The following is a 17,383-nucleotide window of genomic DNA, read 5'->3' as shown; positions in this document are numbered from 1 at the left end:
TACCTAAAACCGGTTCGCACCCTGCGAACCCAAGGGCTCTGCAACCTTCAAGGAGGACTTCATGAAGAAAAAACTGTGTACACTTGGTTTCCTGACCCTGGCCCTCGTGGCGTTGACCCTGGGCTCCGCCTGGGCCGAAACCATCCGCATCGGCCTCATGTGCCCCCTGACGGGCTCCTGGGCCAGCGAAGGTCAGGACATGAAACAGATCGTTGAACTGCTGGCCGCCGAGACCAACAAGGCGGGCGGAATCAACGGCAACCAGGTCGAGATCGTGGTCGAGGACGACGGCGGTGATCCGCGTCAGGCAGCCCTGGCCGCAACCCGCCTGACCACCAAGGAAATTTCCGCGGTTATCGGCACCTACGGATCGTCCGTCACAGAAGCGTCCCAGAACATCTATGCCGAGTCCGGCATCCTCCAGGTCGCCACCGGTTCCACGGCCATCCGCCTGTCCGAAAAGAGCCTGCCTCTTTTCTTCCGCACCTGCCCCCGCGATGACGAGCAGGGCATGGTTGCCGCCAAGACCCTGGGCGAACTCGGTTTCAGCAAGATCGCCATCCTCCACGACAACACCTCATACGCCAAGGGTCTGGCCGACGAAGCCAAGTCCCTGCTTGAAGCCTCGGGCAAGACCATCGCCTTCTACGACGCGCTGACTCCCGGCGAGCGCGACTACAACGCAATCCTGACCAAGATCAAATCCGCCGCCCCCGAAGTCATCTTCTTCACCGGTTACTATCCCGAGGCCGGCATGCTCCTGCGCCAGAAGATGGAAATGGGCTGGAACGTGCCCATGATCGGCGGCGACGCGACCAACAACCCCGATCTGGTCAAGATCGCCGGCAACCAGGCCGCCGAGGGTTTCATGTTCCTGAGCCCCCCTGTCCCGGCTGATCTGGACACCCCCGAAGCCAAGGATTTCATGACCGCCTACAAGGCCGCCTACGGCAACGCCCCGGGTTCCGTATGGGCAGTGCTGGCCGGCGACGCCTACCGCGTCATCGCCGAAGCCGTCGCCCAGACCAAGGACACCTCCAGCGAAAAGCTGGCCGCCTACATGAAGAATGAAATGAAGGATTTTTCCGGCCTGACCGGCAAGATCTCCTTCAACGAAAAGGGTGACCGCGTTGGCGACCTGTACCGCGTGTACAAGGTCGACGCCGCCGGAGCCTTTGTTCTGCAGCCGTAAAAAGCTAGGGCTCCTCTTCAGGGAGGAGCCCTTTTTTTTCAACATCTTGCCCCGACACACATCATGGAAGAATTTTTTCAACAACTGACCAATGGACTGGCCGTCGGGGGCATCTATGCCCTGATCGCCCTCGGGTACACCATGGTCTACGGGGTCCTGAAGCTGATCAATTTCGCCCACGGCGATCTTTTCACCATCGGCGCCTACCTTGGCCTTACCCTGCTCGTCTCCATGGGCCTTTTCGACAAAATCGGACCGCTGCCCGCCGTGATTCTGCTGGCCATCATGGTCATGATCCTGGTCGCCATCATCGGCGCGATACTGGAGCGCGTGGCCTACCGCCCGCTTCGCCAGTCGCCCCGGCTTTCAGCCGTGGTTTCAGCCCTCGGTGCGTCCATCTTCTTTCAAAATGCGATCATGGCCATCTACAGCCCAAAATTCCTGGTCTATCCGCACAACATCCTGCCCAAGACGGCCGTGAACATCATGGGCCTGGACATCCCGGTCATGCGCATCATCATGTTCGCGACGTCCCTTGTGCTCATGGCGGCGCTGTATTTCTTCATACAGAAGACCAAGATCGGCACGGCCATCCGGGCCGCCGCCATCGACCAGGGCGCGGCCAAGCTGATGGGCATCAACGTCGACCGGGTCATCATGCTGGTCTTCTGCATCGGCCCGGCGCTTGGCGGCGCGGCCGGTCTCATGGTCGGCCTGTATTACGGGCAGATCAATTTCAGCATGGGCTGGATGTTCGGCCTCAAGGCCTTCACCGCGGCCATCCTGGGCGGCATCGGCAACATTCCCGGGGCCATGGTCGGCGGCTTGCTGCTGGGCGTCATCGAGGCCCTTGGCGCGGCGTATATTTCCATCGCCTGGAAAGACGCCATCGCCTTTTGCGTCTTGATCCTTATCCTCATTGTCAGGCCCACGGGCCTTCTAGGAGAAAGGGTGGCTGAGAAAGTATGAAATCACGTAATGTCCTCTACTACTTCATTTTTGCCCTGCTCATGGCCTCATGCCCGCTGTTTCTGAACGCCTATTGGACCGACGTCTTCAACAATGTCGGACTTTACGCAATTCTGGCCCTGAGCCTCAATGTCATCCTCGGCCATGCCGGCCTTTTCCACATGGGGCACGCCGCATTCTACGCCATCGGCGCCTATACCACGGCCATCCTGAACACCACCTTCGGGATTCCCGTGCTGTGGAGCATGCCTATGGCTGGGATAATGGCCGGGATCTTCGCCATGATCGTGGCCAGACCCATCATCCACCTGCGCGGGGATTATCTGCTGATCGTCACCATCGGAATCGTCGAGATCGTGCGCATCGCGCTCATCAACAACGTCTTCGACATCACCGGCGGGGCCAACGGCATCTTCGGAATCAGCCGCCCGACGGTCTTCGGGTACAAGATATCCAAACCGGACCAGTTCTTTTACCTGATCTGGGGTTTCGCGGCCGTGACCATTTTTCTCCTGCTGCGGCTTGAGCATTCCCGTTTCGGACGGGCGCTCATGTACATCAAGGAGGATGAAGTGGCCGCCGGAGGAAGCGGAATAAACGTCGCCCATCACAAGCTGGTGGCTTTCATCATCGGCGCTGTCTGGGCCGGCATGTGCGGAACCATCTACGCATCCAAGATGACCATCATCGCCCCTGAGTCGTTTTCCTTCGCCGAATCCGTGGTCCTTTTCACCATCGTCATCCTGGGAGGGGCGGGAAGCATTCCCGGCGTAATCCTGGGAGCGTTTCTCCTGGTCGGGCTGCCCGAACTGTTTCGAGGTCTGGCCGAATACCGCATGCTGGTCTTCGGCGCGGCCATGGTGCTCATGATGATCTTCCGGAATCAGGGCCTGCTTCCGCCCGGTCCCAAGAAGTATGACGTCGCCAGCCTTCTTCCCGCCGGAGGTCGCAAATGACGCTGCTCTCCATAGAAAACCTGAGCAAGAACTTTGGCGGTCTCATGGCTGTCAACGAGGTTTCCTTTGATGTCGAGGCAGGCAGCATCGTCGGTCTCATCGGCCCCAACGGCGCAGGCAAGACTACCGTTTTCAACCTCATCACCGGCAACTACCAGCCCAACACGGGCACGGTCCTCTTTGACGGCCAGAACCTTGTCGGCCTGCCCACCCACACCATCGTGGAAAGGGGCATAGCCCGCACCTTCCAGACCATTCGCCTGTTTCAGAACATGAGCGTCCTTGAAAATGTGCTCGCGGGCGGCCATTGCCGCATGCACTCGGGCTCACTGGCGGCCATGTTCCGAACACCGACCCAGCGACGCGAGGAACATGAGTCCATGCGCCAGGCAATGGCCGAACTGGAATTCGTGGGCCTGTCCCATGAATGGCAGAACAAGGCCAAAAACCTGTCCTACGGCAATCAAAGACTCCTTGAAATCGCCCGCGCCCTTGCCACCAAGCCCAAACTCATCGTGCTCGACGAACCGGCCGGAGGCATGAACGACCAGGAAACCCATGACCTCATCCGCCTGATCCGCGCCATCCAGGATCGAGGCATCACGGTCCTCTTGATCGAACACGACATGGGTCTGGTCATGCGTGTCTGCTCATCCCTGGTCGTGCTGGAACACGGCGCGAAAATCGCGTCCGGCACGCCCGCCGAGATCCAGGCAAACCCGCGTGTCATCGAAGCCTACCTCGGTGTCGACTCCGACGAATAAAGGACCACACATGCTGCTTAAAATTGAGAATCTGCGCGTGAACTATGGCAATGTCGAAGCCCTGCACGGAATCAACCTCGAAGTTGAAGAAGGCGAAATCGTTACTATCCTCGGCGCCAACGGTGCCGGGAAATCGACAACCCTCAACGCCATCAGCGGGCTGGTAAGCATCACCGGAGGGACGATCTTCTTTCGCGACACGGCCCTGCACAAGCTTCCCGCGCATGAAATCGTCAAGCACAAGATCACCCAGAGTCCTGAAGGTCGCCGTGTCTTCACGACCCTGACCGTTCAGGAGAACCTCATTCTTGGAGCGTTCACGTCCACCAACACAGAGCGCATCCAGAAGAGCCTGAAGTGGATCTACGAGCTTTTTCCACGCCTGCAGGAACGGCGCAAACAGATGGCGGGAACCCTGAGCGGAGGAGAGCAACAGATGCTGGCCATAGGCCGGGCGCTGATGGCCAATCCCAAGATCCTGCTCCTTGACGAGCCAAGCCTTGGCCTGGCCCCGATTCTGGTCAAATCCATCTTCGACACGGTCAAGGAAATCAACAAAACCGGGGTGACCGTCATCCTGGTCGAACAGAATGCCAAGGCCGCCCTCAAGCTGGCCCACAGGGGCTATGTCATGGAAGTCGGCAACATCGTACTGGCTGATACGGCGGCAAATCTGCTCAAAAACGAGCAGGTGCAGCAGGCATATCTGGGTGGGGGGCACTAGTCTCCCACGCCTCATTTCTAAAGACGTCACTGCAAAAAGGCGTCATCCCCTTGAAAACGGGGATGACGCCTTTTTAACTACCTGAAAAGAAAGGATTCCCACCTCGCGGGGACGACGCTCAGGTTCTTTCGCTGCTTTTTGCAGTGTCGTCTTTTAAAGCCAAAGCCATGTCGTGACAACGTCGCAGCTTTTTTGTCTGGACTCGCGCGCTATCTCAGGAAAGCCCCCTTGAGGCACAAAGGCAATCAGGAAAAATAAAGAAGCAGGCTCTACTGGGCGCGCCAGCGTCAATATCGAAACGCCAGTCTCACGGCGAGAGACACGCCCATGGGCCGCAGATCCGGAAAGAAATCACTGCCGCCCGAGGCGGGTGACAATCTCGAACTCTTCTTCCGTCACCGGCATGACCGAAAGCCGCGAGCCCTTCTTCAAAAGCTCCATCCCTTCCAGCCCCTTCACGCCGCGCAATGACCCGAGCGGGACCGGATGCGCAAATTTCTCTACGAACTGCACATCGACCATGAACCACAACGGATTTTCAGGCGTCGAACGCGGATCGAAATGCTGATCCCCAGGGTCCTGGGCGGTATGGTCCGGATAGCTTTCACGTGTCACCCTGGCGATACCAACCACGCCAGGATTCTTCACGCTGTGATAAAAAAGGATGAGATCGCCAACGCTCATCTGGTCGCGCATGAAATTGCGGGCCTGAAAATTACGCACGCCATCCCAACTTGAGGTCTGGTTTGGGGCGCCCTCCAGGTCATCGATGGAAAAGCACCCCGGTTCGGTCTTCATCAACCAGTATTTCATCATCGCCTCCTGCTCTCGTGATTGATCCGGCAACTTCCCAGAATCACGCCCTTCTTGCAATGCTTTCAGCCTGCGCGTGAGGCTGAAAAAAAAGGCTCCCCCCGGAGGAGGAGCCTTTGAGGCAGTGATGCAAGTGCGCTTCTACCAGTTGGAATCGGCGAAGGGGTCCTGCGATCCGCCGGAGAAACCGAAATCGGTTCCGGCAGCAGTTTCGGCAGGAGCGCCAGCGGCTTCGGCAGCGGCGGGAGCAGCAGCGCCGGCGGCAGCGGCAACGCCGGCCACGCCTGCGACAACCACGCCGGTCTTCTTCACTTCTTCGACTTCCTTCAGCAGGGCTTCGAGCTTGCCGGTGAATTCGACGATACGGGCTTCAGTGGTCACGAACAGAGCTTCGGCTTCGCCCTTCTTCTGTCCTTCGAATTCCTTGACCTTGGCGCTCAGGGCGGCGATCTCCGCGTCCTTGGCGGCCAGGGCCTTGGTCAGTTCGTCGACCTTGGCGCTCTTGGCGTTGATCTGGCCCTTGTAGTCGGCCAGCTTGGCGAAGACTTCGTCAACTTCGGCCTTGGCCTTGACAGGCATGGGCGCGACGGAGACGGACTGTCCCAGCTCGACCATCTGTCCCTTGGACATCTTGGTCAATTCGGGATGCTGCTCATAAATCCAGGCCTTGGCCAGAGCTGCGGCAAAAGGAGTGGAATCGCCATCCAGGTCTTTCTGGGTCAGGTAGCCCAGCATCTCGGCAACGGAAGCGTTGCCATCACCCTTCAGGTAGGCCACAAAAGTATCCATGGGAAAAATCTTGCGAGCTTCAGACATGGTGTCCTCCTTTAATTAAATAACAAAGATTTTGTCATCTTCGATGAGTTTTTCGTCAATGGGCAAACGACCAATATACCGTGCATAAATGAGCGCTGTGGTGCGGTACACCAAATGCCCAAGTTTGGACCAAGGCAGATACGCAATCAGCATGAAGATGCTGACCAGATGCAGATAATACGTGAAGAAGGCCAGGGGCGCGACGCCTGCCAGACGGAAGATCTGGGCGCCGATGCCGGTCAGGGTCACAACCCAGATCACACCGAGCAGATACCAGTCGTAGTAGTTGGAAACGGACTTCTTGGTGTCCGAATTCAAGCGCCGACGAGTCAGCAGAGTGAGACCGGTCACCAGCAGCACAGCGCCCACGTTGGCCAGGATCTTGACCGGGTGCCAAAGAGGCATGGGCGTATGGCCGACAGGTGCCAGCAGGGGAATGACCTTGCCGCCCCAGTGAGCCACGGCCACGATTGACGTGACAATGGCGCAGGCCACGAAACCGTAGAACAGAATCTGATGGCCCTTGACCCGTTCTTCATCCGCGGGGCTGTCCACGCAGTTCTTGAAACGGGAATGCTGGAGGACATCGTACTTGATCGTCGCGATGATCGCGTCTTTCAAGGTCGGCTTCTTGTATCCGATGACAAACGTCTCGGTCACGTTGGCCTTGAACCCGTCGATCATGTTCTTGACTCCAAGCCCGAAGCAGATGGCCACGAAGATGGCGACCAGTCCGAACAGGGGGTCAATGGTGAAATCACCGGGGAAGAGGTTGCCGTAAACGATTTTGCCGTCTTCCGTGAGCGGAAAGAAGGTGCCCACGAGAGCGGCACGAATCATCCAGATGAAGGCGAAAATAGCCATCGGAATACCTGCCAGGATGGGCAGGTGCTTGGGAGAACTCATCCACTCGCCAATAATGGCAGGCTTCACCAACTTGCGGTAGGTCATGTTGCGCAGGGCGGCCAGCAGGTCTCCCGGTTTTGCTCCGCGAGGACACAGTTCGGAACAGGTTCCGCAATTGTGACACAACCAGATGTCGATGTCGTTGACCAGCTTGTCTTTGAGACCCCACTGGGCCCAGACCATTTCCTTGCGCGGATAGGGATTGTCCGCAGGAGACATGGGGCATGCGACAGAGCAGGTAGCGCACTGGTAGCACTTCTTGAGATCCGCACCACCCACCTCCTGCAGTTCCTTGACGAACTGCAGATTAGGCTCAATCTTAATTGTTTTGGACATACATGCTCCTCCTAGTATCCCTTGAACGGGTTGGGACCAAGCTTGGTGATCGCATCAACAAACTCGTCAATCATGCCGGGAACCTTGTCGTATTCGTCAATGGCGACCTGCATCTGCTGTACCCGTTCGGTTTCGATGCCAAGCTTGCCCAGGGTCTCACCGATGTTGGCCATGCGCCGACTGCACAGGTCCGAACCCTTGACGAAATGGCACTGGTAATCTTCACCGTACTTGCAACCCAGGAGCAGGCAGCCGTCCGTGCCCTTGGACATGGCGTCGGCAATCCAGATGGTGTTGACCGAACCAAGGCAACGCACCGGAACGATGCGCACATAGGGGCTCCACTTCTTGCCGCGCAGGGCAGCCATGTCGAGGGCAGGATAGGCATCGTTCTCGCAGGCGAGAATGAGCATGCGCGGACCGCCCACTTCCATATCGTCGGGAACCTCGACCTGCTTGATCATGGATCCGATCTGGTCGACGTTGTAGTTGTCGAAGAAGATGACACGTTCAGGGCAGGCGCCCATGCACGTTCCACAACGGCGACAACGGGAGGTATTGGGCATCGGATTGCCCTTTTCGTCCTCGTCCAGGGCGCCGAAAGGACATTCTTCCGTACAACGCTTGCACTGGGTGCAGCGCACGAGGTTGAACTTCGGAAAGGACAGATCGCCCGAACGCGGGTGAACCGCCATGCCTCTGTTCGCTGATTCAAGACACTGAATCGCCTTCAGGGCGGCGCCGGAGGCATCGACCTCGGCCGTGGCCATGGTCATGGGCTGACGCACCGTGCCAGCGGCATAAATGCCGGTGCGGCGAGTTTCGTACGGGAAGCATATGTAGTTGGAATCGGCGTAACCGCTGAACAGCTCAAGGTCCGGCATGGCCGGGCCCTGCCGATATTGGAGCTTCAGGATCGGATCAAGCGCGGTGGTGGGCACCATGGCCGTGGGCAGCACAAGCATGTCCACTTCGATCTCGACCTTTGCGCCGAGAAGGGTGTCCTCAAGTACCACAACGATGTCGCCATCGCCACCATCCCGAACCTCGCGGATCACGCCCTTGGTCATCATGACGCTCGGGTCGTTCTGCGCGGCCTTGTAATACAGCTCATTCATGCCGGGGACCATCATGTGCTCATAGACCACCATGGCCACTCCGCCGGGAATGAATTCGCGTACGTAGTTCGCCTGCTTCAGGGCTGTCAGCGAAGTCAGTTCGGAGCTGTAGGACAAATGCTTGTAGGTGTCCTGCTTGACGAAGTTGGTCTTGGGGGTGTCGTCGGCCTCCTTGACCTCTGCCGCGGCCAGTGCGGCGGCGCGAGCGTCCTCTTCCTTGACCTCGAAGGGGGCGAGCTTGTCGCCGAATCCGAGCAGGAACATGACCTTCGCAGGCTTGGCGCCATCACTCTTGCGCACCACGGAGCCAGCCTTGGCCATCATCTCGAACTCACGGGAAGTGACCACGTTCTTGAGCGTTCCATAGCCGAGCGGCTTCAGGAATGCCGTATCCTGCGGCACCCATCCGGTAGCGATAACCACGGACCCGACCGCCACGACGCGCTCTTCCTTGCCAACCTTCACGGTCACTTCGTAATTGCCGGGAGCGCCGGCGATGCTGGCGATTTCGGATTCGAGAAGTACATCGATCTTTTCGGCGGCCTGCACCTGGGCAATCTTCTTTTCAACGCCCGTGGCATGAGCCGCGTCATAGGGGAATGCAAAAGGAATGGTCTTGTACATGCCGGCGGCAGCGCCACCCAGCATGTCTTTCTTTTCAACCAGCGTCACGTCGTATCCGACAGCCGCGACATCAAGAGCCGCGCTCATGCCGGCCCAACCGCCGCCGATGACCAGCACCCGGTTGACAACATCGATCCCGCCATCTTCCGGAACCGCTGCTTTCTGCAATTTGACCACGCCCATGTTCACATAGTCGTTGGCCATCTTGAAAAGCAATTCGGGAGTGGTGCCTGAAAGGACCTTTTCCTTGCTCGGATCTTCGTAACAAAGCACGCAAAGTTCGCGCAGGTTGACCCGGTCAACCAGGATCTCCCGCCCGAACTTGTAAAAATCCCAATCCACGCGAGGCGAAGAACCGCAAACGCAGACAGCATTGATCAGGCCGGCATCGATATCCGCCTGGATCATTGCCCGTCCTTCGTCGGTAGCCAGCCTCGGATGTACCTTGACTACGGGGCAGCAATCACTCCATTTTTTCTGCACTCCGTCGCACAGTCTCTGGATGTCGAGAACCCCGCCAAGGCTTGATTCATCAAAATATACACCAATCTTGTCGGCCATGACCTACCTCCCTCTCACCGTCTGGATCGCTTTCATCGCTGCCCCGGTGGCAGACTGGGCCGACTTCATAACGTCCAGAGGTTGTTTGGCACAGCCCGCGGCGAAAATACCTTTTTCCTCCCCTCCAACGATGAACCCTTCGGCATCAACCGGGACATCAATTGGCAGGGAAGCGCCGGCCAGGCTGGGCTGCATTCCTGTGGCCAGAACCACGAGATCGAAACGTTCGACAGACTTGGAGCATGACACCGCATCTTCAACGGTGAGCCACACGTCATCGCCTGCGTTGTCCTGTTCAACCGCGGCGACCTTGCCTTTGACGGCAAAGATCTTCTCATCCGCCAGAATCTTCTTGGCGAAGTTGTCGTAGCGTCCAGGAGTCCGCAAATCAATGTAATAGATGGTCACTTCAGCGTCAGGATACTGCTCGCGAACATATTGTGCCTGCTTCAGGGAAGCCATGCAGCATATGTAGGAACAATAATGCAGATGGTTCTCGTCACGGGAGCCGGCGCACTGCACAAAAGCGATCTTTTTTGGCTCACGGCCGTCGGAAGGCCGAAGAATCTTGCCGTTTGTCGGGCCATATGGCGATGCGAGGCGTTCCATCTGCATGTTGGAAATGCAGTTTCTGACCGCTCCTGCGCCAAGGTTGGACAAATTAGTCACATCGTAGGGCTTCCAACCCGTGGCGATGATGATGGAACCAACGCTCAAAGTGATGGTCTTTTCTTCTTCGGTCAGATCGAGGTAGTCGCATTTCTGGACCTTGCTCTTGTCCGAATCGCTCAGGCTGGCCTTGTCCACGACATAACGCTGTGGGAAAGCAAAAGGCGCGTCCATGTAGACTGGCTTGCGCGTAGCCAAACCGAACTCGTAGTCATTGACCACTTCCGTGGAGAGATCGTCACACAAATCGGAAAGATCGGGGCTGCTGGGACCAGCGTAGCGCGGTTTGATCTGTACCGTAACCTCATAATTTCCAACGGAGCCGTCCACCTTGGTCACTTCGGCCAAGGTAAAAAACTTCACGTTGGGGTTGTTCTTGATCCGCTGATACTGAATTTCCAAACCGCACGAAGGTGGACACAGCTTCGGGAAATATTTGTTCAGCTGCATAACACGTCCACCCAGAAATGGGGTCTTCTCGATGATGAAGACCTCATGACCGATCTCAGCGGCCTCAAGGGCGGCGGTGAGTCCGGCGAAGCCACCACCTATGACAAGTATGCTGTTGCTAGCCATTAGATTCCTCCCAGAGCACTTAAGTTGAAGGCCATAAAAATGAATAGAATGGCCCAAGCATAATCTATAACTACCAGAGGTTACAGATCATGCATAGACCATTCTATTTCCTGATACAGAAAAAAGGCTGCGGGATGGACCCGCAGCCTTTTGGCCCATAAACTAGTCAGGGATGATCTGGTAGTAATGTCTCTTGAAGATCTCGGTTTCACCAGTGGCCGGGTTGAACTTGGAGTTAACAAAGCACTTCCACTTGGCATCGTCCAGACCCATGAAGTCTGCGCGATAGTAGAAACCGGGGTAACGGCTTTCCTGACGGAAACGAATGTGCTGCATGTGCAGACGAACGGTCCACAGTCTGTGGTACTGTTCCCAGCAACGGAGCAGTTCGTGCAGGTCGCGGGCAGCCAGCTTCTTGGAGTCTTCTTCCAGCATGTCGAGCAGGCCGAAACCGGTGTCGAGCAGTCTGTCGGAAGTGGTGTACAGAGTAGCAACACCGCCGCCGTATTCATCGGTGGCCTTGATGAGGCGCATCATGAAGTTGTTGGGCGAGATGTAGTTCGGGTTGACTACCGGATCAGTGGAAGCACCCTTGAACTGCTCGTAGGTGTACCAAGGCTGGTAGATTTCCTTCTTCAGTTCTTCGGAGGACAGATTCAGCGTGGGAGTGAAATCCTTGTGATCCACAACGTAGCGAACCATCTGCTTGCCGACGATACGGCCTTCAGCATGGGAACCGGAGGAGAACTTGTGACCGGAAGCGCCAACGCCGTCAGCGCAGGTGAACAGACCGTTGACCGTGGTCATGCGGTTGTAGACCTTTCCGTTGGCTGCCTTGACCTGGTATTCTTCAGGAACCCAGGACTCTGCAGGACCGGATACCCAGATGCCGCAGCAGCCGGAGTGGGAGCCGAGCAGGTAAGGTTCGGTGGGCATGATCTCGGAGCCGCGTTCTTCGGGCTTGATGTTCATGGCTGCCCACAGGTTGGCCTGGCCAACACACATATCCAGGAAGTCTTCCCAAGCTTCGGACTCAAGATGCTTCTGCTCGGCCTTGGACAGTTCCTTGAAGGTGGTCTGCAGGGCGGTGGCGGTGTCCATGTAGATGGGGCCGCGACCTTCGCGCATTTCGCGAAGCATCATGTGGTTGCGCAGACAGGTCGGAATGACGTGACCCTTTGCGTAACCGCGATCTTCGTAGGGCTTCAGCATGGCGCGGTTGGTGACACAGTAGTCTTCACCCTTGGCGTTGGTGGCTTTGGCCTTGAAGAGCAGGAACCATGCGCCGACCGGACCGTAACCGTCTTTGAAACGGGCAGGTACGAAGCGGTTTTCCATCATGGTCATTTCAGCGCCAACCTGAGCACACATGGTGTAGGTGGAGCCGGCGTTCCATACGGGATACCATGCGCGACCAAGGCCTTCACCAGTGGAGCGGGGACGGTATACGTTAACAGCGCCACCGCAAGCCACGGACATGGTCTTGGCCTTGATGACGTACACTTTGTTTTCACGAACGGAGAAACCGACTGCGCCGGCGATCTGGTTCGGAACCTTGGCATCAAGCAGCAGCTTAACGATGAAGATGCGCTCCATGTAACGGTCGGAACCCAGAGCGTTCTTGGCGGCTTCAGCAACGATGACCTTGTAGGACTCACCGTTGATCATGATCTGCCAACGGCCGGAGCGGACAGGAGCAGCGCCGGTGCGCAGGGACATGCCCTCTTTCTTGGCCTGTGCGCCGTCGAGGTTCTTGCCGTCTTTCTTAACCCAGCAAGGCAGGCCCCACTCTTCGAACAGATGAACGGAATCATCCACGTGGCGGCCAAGGTCGAAGATCAAGTCTTCGCGAACGATGCCCATGAGGTCGGTGCGGACCATGCGGACATAGTCGTCGGACTCGTTCTCGCCGATGTAGGTGTTGATGGCGGAAAGACCCTGAGCAACCGCGCCGCCGCGATCGACAGCAGCCTTGTCAACCATGAGAATCTTGATGTCGCCGCCAACTTTGTCGGCCCAGCGCACTGCTTCAAAAGCAGTTCCGCAGTTACCCATACCACCGCCGACCATAAGAATGTCGGTATCAATCTCAACGATTTCGGGCTCTGCGCAGGCCAGACCCTTGATCACGTCTTTAACAGGAATCTGAGGCATATGTTCCTCCTGAAATTTCTTTCGTTTAAAGCGCCGAATTAGGCGACGGCCGACTTGAAGGTGACCTTCAGGTCTGCTTCACCGATTTCAATCTTCTTGCCGAGAGCTTCTTTGGGAGTGGCCAGAGCGGTCTCGGTGAACAGAAGCTCATCTTCCAGGTTCCCAGCCTCAGGCTTGCCTTCGAAGGGCTTGATGGAACCTTCCACAGTGGTGCGGATGGGGAACTTGAAGCGCTTTACTTCGCCATTGCGGAACTGAACGGTCCACATGATGTCTTCTGCGCCGCGCAGCGGGATGCAGGTACCGCCCATGGGAGCGAAGTCAGCATACGGACGAGCGGTGATCGCGCCCTGGGGACAAATCTTGATACAGGAGTAACATTCCCAGCAAGCGGCCGGCTCCTGATTGTAAGCCTTCATCTCTACAGGGTCCAGGATCATCAGGTCGTTAGGACAGATGTACATACAGGCAGTCTTTTCACCGCCCTTGCATCCATCACACTTTGCTGGATCAACAAAGGTTGGCATAATTCCTCCGAATAAAGAGTTTAAAACAACTTAGCCACAGGCCCGAAACAAACAAAAATTTTACCCAAGCTTTTCGCTTGTGAATCTTTTATCAAAGCACTTTTGCCGTGTCAAGCCGCATATTGACAATCATAGGCCTTGCCTGACTTAACGTCGCAAGACCAAATCAGCAGGGCGGACAAAAAGCCCGCCCTGTTGGTTGAAATCAAAACTACATTGCTGCGCCGGAAGCGGCACCCTGCATCTTCACTTCGACCTTCTCGGTCAGAGTGGAGTAGTATTCGCGCAGGATGACGAGGACTTCGTCACGGCCGAAGTGATCAACAACCTCGGCGCCTTCGGACAAAGCCTTGCGCAGCTTGGTGCCGGACAGAACGACGCGGTCGTCCTTGCTGTGCGGGCAGGTGCGCAGGGAAGCCATGCCGTCACACTTGTAGCAGTAGAAGGTCCAGTCGATCTTCATGGGCTGGGTGATCAGATCCTTGCCAGCGCCCAGATTCTTGGGAACGCGATCAAAGATTTCCTGAGCCTCGAACAGACCGTAGAAGTCACCGACGCCGGCATGGTCACGGCCGATCAGCATGTCGGAAACGCCGTAGTTCTGGCGGAAAGTGGCGTGCAGCAGGCCTTCGCGGGGACCGGCATAACGCATATCCAGGGGGTAGCCGCCCTGAACCACGTTGGCCTTCACGAAGTATTTGTCAATGAGGGTGTCGATGCACTTGATGCGGACTTCGGCCGGGATGTCGCCGGGCTTCAAGTTGCCGACCAGGGAGTGAATGAAAACGCCGTCACACACTTCAACAGCGATCTTGGCCAGATATTCGTGAGAGCGGTGCATGGGGTTACGCAGCTGCAGAGCGGCAACCTTGCTCCAGCCTTTCTCTTCGAAGGTGGCGCGGGCTTCGGCCGGAGACATGTAGCAACCGGGGAATCTGTCGCGGTAGTCGCCTTCGGAAAGGACTTTGACAGGGCCGGCAACGTTGTATTTCTTCTGAGCCAAAACCATCTGCACGCCGGGGTGATCCTTGGGAGCGATTTCCCAGAACTTGTCATCGGCGGACTCTTCGCCCTGACCCTTGTAGACCTTCTCGCATTCCCACTTCTTGTCGGCATCGGTCATTTCGTAAACTTCGGTGACCTTCATGGTGGCCATGAAGACGCCCTTCTTGGGATCGAACAGAGCGATCTCTTCGCCGACCTTCACTTCTTCATCTACATCCAGGGTCACGGGCACGGGCCAGAAGGTGCCGTCAGCCAGGGTGAAATTTTCACACACGGACTTCCAGTCGGCCTTGGTCATGAAGCCGCTCAGCGGGCTGAAGCCGCCGATGCCCATCATGATCAGGTCGCCCTTGGCGCGGGGGCTGATGTCGATCTTCTTCAGTCCTTCGGCCTTTTTCTGCTCGGCAGCCAGTTCGGCACCCTGAAGCAGACAGCAAACCAAACCTTTTCCACCATGCGGGGGTACGAGAGCCATAACGTGGATCCTCCTAAATATAGTTTGTTTTTATTTTCACAAATAAAAAAACGGAGACCCCTTTTTGCTTCTCAACGAGCTTCTTGTCAACCGTTTTGTGATTTTTTTATCAACCACGCAAGTATCCGCCAAACCTGACCTGTCAGAATTATCGGCATTGATGGGGCGCTATCTGACATTATTGGGTCATCTTTCAGCTTTTCCTTTTATTTTAGCATATTATATTTATATCGAACAATAACCGCTTGCAATCCCCAAAGTCTTATTGTTAATGGACATCTCTGATACCAGCTTTCATCATGCGTTCATGCACCCATGAACATCAACCTCCCTAGCCTGAAAGAATTCGCATGGCCGAAAAACATAATACTCTATCTCTGACTCAGGAACTGGCTCAACTCGACGAAAAGCTTGTTTCCCTTCTCATGTCCAGGACCAACCTTTTGTCCAGGGCGGCATCCACCAGGCGCTCCAAAAACCTCGGCATCACCGATCCCAACCAGGAAAAAGTGCTGTGGCAGGTCTGGCGCGACGCATCCAAGGCGGACAATCTGGAGCCCCAGATTCTCAAAAAAATCTTTCACCTCTCGAACAACCTGTCCTACGCCAGGGTCGAGCGCAATTCCTCCAACGAAAAACCTCTGTGCCTCTTCCCCCGGCGCAAGCCCGTGGAAATAGACCTCGATGCCCCTCGGGACCAGATCCTGCGCAGCATGATGTTTTTTCTTGGAGCTACGAATTCCTCGCCGCTGACCATTGCACCATTCCAAGGAAACGACATTTCCCTTGAACTGATCAACGCCCTTAATCTCTGCGGGTTCAAGCTCACGTTCCAGAACCGGCAATGCGAAACCCAGCCCGTCGATTCCTGGTCCATGGACAACAAGATCATCTATGCCGGACAGAGCAAATTCCACTTCTACCTCCTGCTGTGCCTTGCCCTCGGGCAGGTGACCCGGGCCAAATTCACCGGCTCCACCAAGCTCAAGATTCATGACGTCAGGCCAGTGCAGGACCTTCTGCCTCAGCTTGGCGCCCGGCTGACGGTGGTTGAACCGCACAGCTACGGCTTGCCGGTCAGGGTGGAAAGCAGTGGCCAGCTTCCGGAGACCATCTCCATCCCCAAGGGCGTTTCCAAGAAATTCGTGCTGGCTCTTGTTGTCGCGGCCACCACCTACAAATCCGGGCTTTCGATCCAGCTTCATGAATCGTTTTCAAACAGCAAGCTGCTGCGCAAGGGGATCGGGTTCCTGCAGGAGCACAATCCGGAGCTTCAGTTCGAGGGCCTGAGCATCATCGTACCTCCGGCGTCCACCAGCCTTGACCTCTCCGCGGTGGATATCCCCGTGGATCCGCTGATGAGCCTCCATCTGCTGGTCCTTCCGTTCTTTACGGACGGCAAGGTCGTCCTGCATGGAAAATGGCCTCACTACGCGCCCCACCTCCAAGACATCATGGATATCCTGCACGAATTCGGATTGCGGATCAGCGTGCAGGGCGGCCAGATCACCTCGGTCATGGGCAACAGACCCCAGAAACTATCCATAGACATAACCTCCTGCCAGGAATACCTGCCTTTGATGCTGGCCATGTCCATGGGATTGCGCGGCCAATGCGCCATCACACTGGACACCACGCGCGAGGATGTCGATTACGCCCAGGACCTGCTCGAGAATCTGGGTGCCGGATATGCCATTGAACCCGGGCTGTTGCAGCTGGGACTGCCCAACGCCAAGAAAGTCAGCGAGTCGCCCTGGCAGAGTCCCGGCCCATACTGGACGCTGGCTGGATCGCTCATATCCTTCACGCATCCGGGGGTCTGCATGACCAATGCGGACAATATCTCCTCGGCCTGGCCCTGGTTCTGGAAAATTTTCATGAACCTTCCAAGCCCTCAAAACTTCATAAATTCCTCACGGATCGAAGAACAGGTAGACGAAACTCAAGATGACAAGCCAAAGCGTAAACGAATCCGAATCACAACAGATTGAGACCATCGAAAAGGAAATCGGCAGGTTCAAGGCCGAGCAGGCCGAAGCCCAGGCCAAGGTAAAAGAGTTGCTGCAGCGCGAAGATCCCGCGCGCGGAATAACCTTTCACGAGGAGATTTTCCGGCTGCAGCAGGACAACCTGCGCCTGGATACTGAAATTCAGATTCTGAAAGTCAAGCTCAGGCGGCTTGCATCCACTTGGTAAGC

15 protein-coding genes are annotated in these 17,383 nt (G+C 56.6%); 7 read left to right on the top strand and 8 right to left on the bottom strand.

From position 1 onward, the window contains the following. Positions 1 to 61 precede the first annotated feature (61 nt). From BMZ24_RS05245 to BMZ24_RS05225, 5 genes are all read left to right on the top strand, one after another. Positions 62 to 1,192 carry a branched-chain amino acid ABC transporter substrate-binding protein gene (locus BMZ24_RS05245; protein ID WP_092190007.1) on the top strand — a complete coding sequence of 377 codons (1,131 nt, stop codon included), beginning with the start codon at positions 62 to 64 and terminating at the stop codon, positions 1,190 to 1,192. A 63-nt stretch (positions 1,193 to 1,255) separates the two neighbouring features. After that, on the top strand, positions 1,256 to 2,161 hold the full coding sequence (locus tag BMZ24_RS05240) for a branched-chain amino acid ABC transporter permease (RefSeq protein ID WP_092190005.1): 906 nt from the start codon (positions 1,256 to 1,258) through the stop codon (positions 2,159 to 2,161). Continuing rightward, positions 2,158 to 3,117 carry a branched-chain amino acid ABC transporter permease gene (locus BMZ24_RS05235; RefSeq protein ID WP_092190003.1) on the top strand — a complete coding sequence of 320 codons (960 nt, stop codon included), beginning with the start codon at positions 2,158 to 2,160 and terminating at the stop codon, positions 3,115 to 3,117. Before BMZ24_RS05240 ends, BMZ24_RS05235 begins: the two co-directional genes overlap by 4 nt. Further along, positions 3,114 to 3,881 (top strand): ABC transporter ATP-binding protein, encoded by a 768-nt coding sequence (locus BMZ24_RS05230; protein WP_092190002.1) that lies wholly within the window; start codon positions 3,114 to 3,116, stop codon positions 3,879 to 3,881. Before BMZ24_RS05235 ends, BMZ24_RS05230 begins: the two co-directional genes overlap by 4 nt. Positions 3,882 to 3,891: 10 nt before the next feature. Beyond that, complete coding sequence (locus BMZ24_RS05225; RefSeq protein ID WP_092190000.1) at positions 3,892 to 4,605, top strand: ABC transporter ATP-binding protein; 714 nt, start codon at positions 3,892 to 3,894, stop codon at positions 4,603 to 4,605. Positions 4,606 to 4,956: 351 nt separating this feature from the next. Here the strand turns inward: BMZ24_RS05225 and BMZ24_RS05220 are convergent, their stop codons facing one another. From BMZ24_RS05220 to sat, 8 genes are all read right to left on the bottom strand, one after another. Further along, the gene (locus BMZ24_RS05220; protein WP_092189998.1) at positions 4,957 to 5,418 is read right to left on the bottom strand and encodes an EVE domain-containing protein; all 462 of its coding nucleotides are present in this window, start codon (positions 5,416 to 5,418) and stop codon (positions 4,957 to 4,959) included. Between the two features lie 141 nt (positions 5,419 to 5,559). Beyond that, complete coding sequence (locus BMZ24_RS05215) at positions 5,560 to 6,234, bottom strand: hypothetical protein (RefSeq protein WP_092189996.1); 675 nt, start codon at positions 6,232 to 6,234, stop codon at positions 5,560 to 5,562. Positions 6,235 to 6,249: 15 nt separating this feature from the next. Then, a complete protein-coding gene (qmoC, locus tag BMZ24_RS05210; RefSeq protein ID WP_092189994.1) occupies positions 6,250 to 7,476 on the bottom strand; it encodes a quinone-interacting membrane-bound oxidoreductase complex subunit QmoC in 1,227 nt (408 codons plus the stop codon). Positions 7,477 to 7,487: 11 nt separating this feature from the next. Then, complete coding sequence (locus BMZ24_RS05205) at positions 7,488 to 9,779, bottom strand: FAD-dependent oxidoreductase (protein WP_092189992.1); 2,292 nt, start codon at positions 9,777 to 9,779, stop codon at positions 7,488 to 7,490. A gap of 3 nt (positions 9,780 to 9,782) precedes the next feature. Continuing rightward, positions 9,783 to 11,024: a CoB--CoM heterodisulfide reductase iron-sulfur subunit A family protein gene (locus BMZ24_RS05200; protein ID WP_092189990.1), complete on the bottom strand. Its 1,242-nt coding sequence runs from the start codon at positions 11,022 to 11,024 to the stop codon at positions 9,783 to 9,785. Between the two features lie 162 nt (positions 11,025 to 11,186). Next, a complete protein-coding gene (gene aprA / locus BMZ24_RS05195; protein ID WP_092189988.1) occupies positions 11,187 to 13,178 on the bottom strand; it encodes an adenylyl-sulfate reductase subunit alpha in 1,992 nt (663 codons plus the stop codon). Positions 13,179 to 13,216: 38 nt separating this feature from the next. Further along, entirely contained in the window at positions 13,217 to 13,705 is a 489-nt protein-coding gene (aprB, locus tag BMZ24_RS05190; RefSeq protein ID WP_092189986.1) for an adenylyl-sulfate reductase subunit beta, read from the bottom strand. 211 nt (positions 13,706 to 13,916) lie between these two features. Then, positions 13,917 to 15,185 (bottom strand): sulfate adenylyltransferase, encoded by a 1,269-nt coding sequence (gene sat, locus BMZ24_RS05185; RefSeq protein WP_092189984.1) that lies wholly within the window; start codon positions 15,183 to 15,185, stop codon positions 13,917 to 13,919. Between the two features lie 350 nt (positions 15,186 to 15,535). Here sat and BMZ24_RS05180 point away from each other — a divergent pair, with 350 nt between their 5' ends. After that, the gene (locus BMZ24_RS05180; RefSeq protein WP_092189982.1) at positions 15,536 to 17,176 is read left to right on the top strand and encodes a chorismate mutase; all 1,641 of its coding nucleotides are present in this window, start codon (positions 15,536 to 15,538) and stop codon (positions 17,174 to 17,176) included. Further along, on the top strand, positions 17,133 to 17,381 hold the full coding sequence (locus tag BMZ24_RS05175; protein ID WP_092189980.1) for a hypothetical protein: 249 nt from the start codon (positions 17,133 to 17,135) through the stop codon (positions 17,379 to 17,381). Before BMZ24_RS05180 ends, BMZ24_RS05175 begins: the two co-directional genes overlap by 44 nt. Positions 17,382 to 17,383 lie beyond the last annotated feature (2 nt).

The organism is Desulfomicrobium norvegicum, assembly GCF_900114595.1.
GTDB lineage: Bacteria > Desulfobacterota > Desulfovibrionia > Desulfovibrionales > Desulfomicrobiaceae > Desulfomicrobium > Desulfomicrobium macestii.
This window is presented reverse-complemented; position numbering and strand designations above follow the sequence as displayed.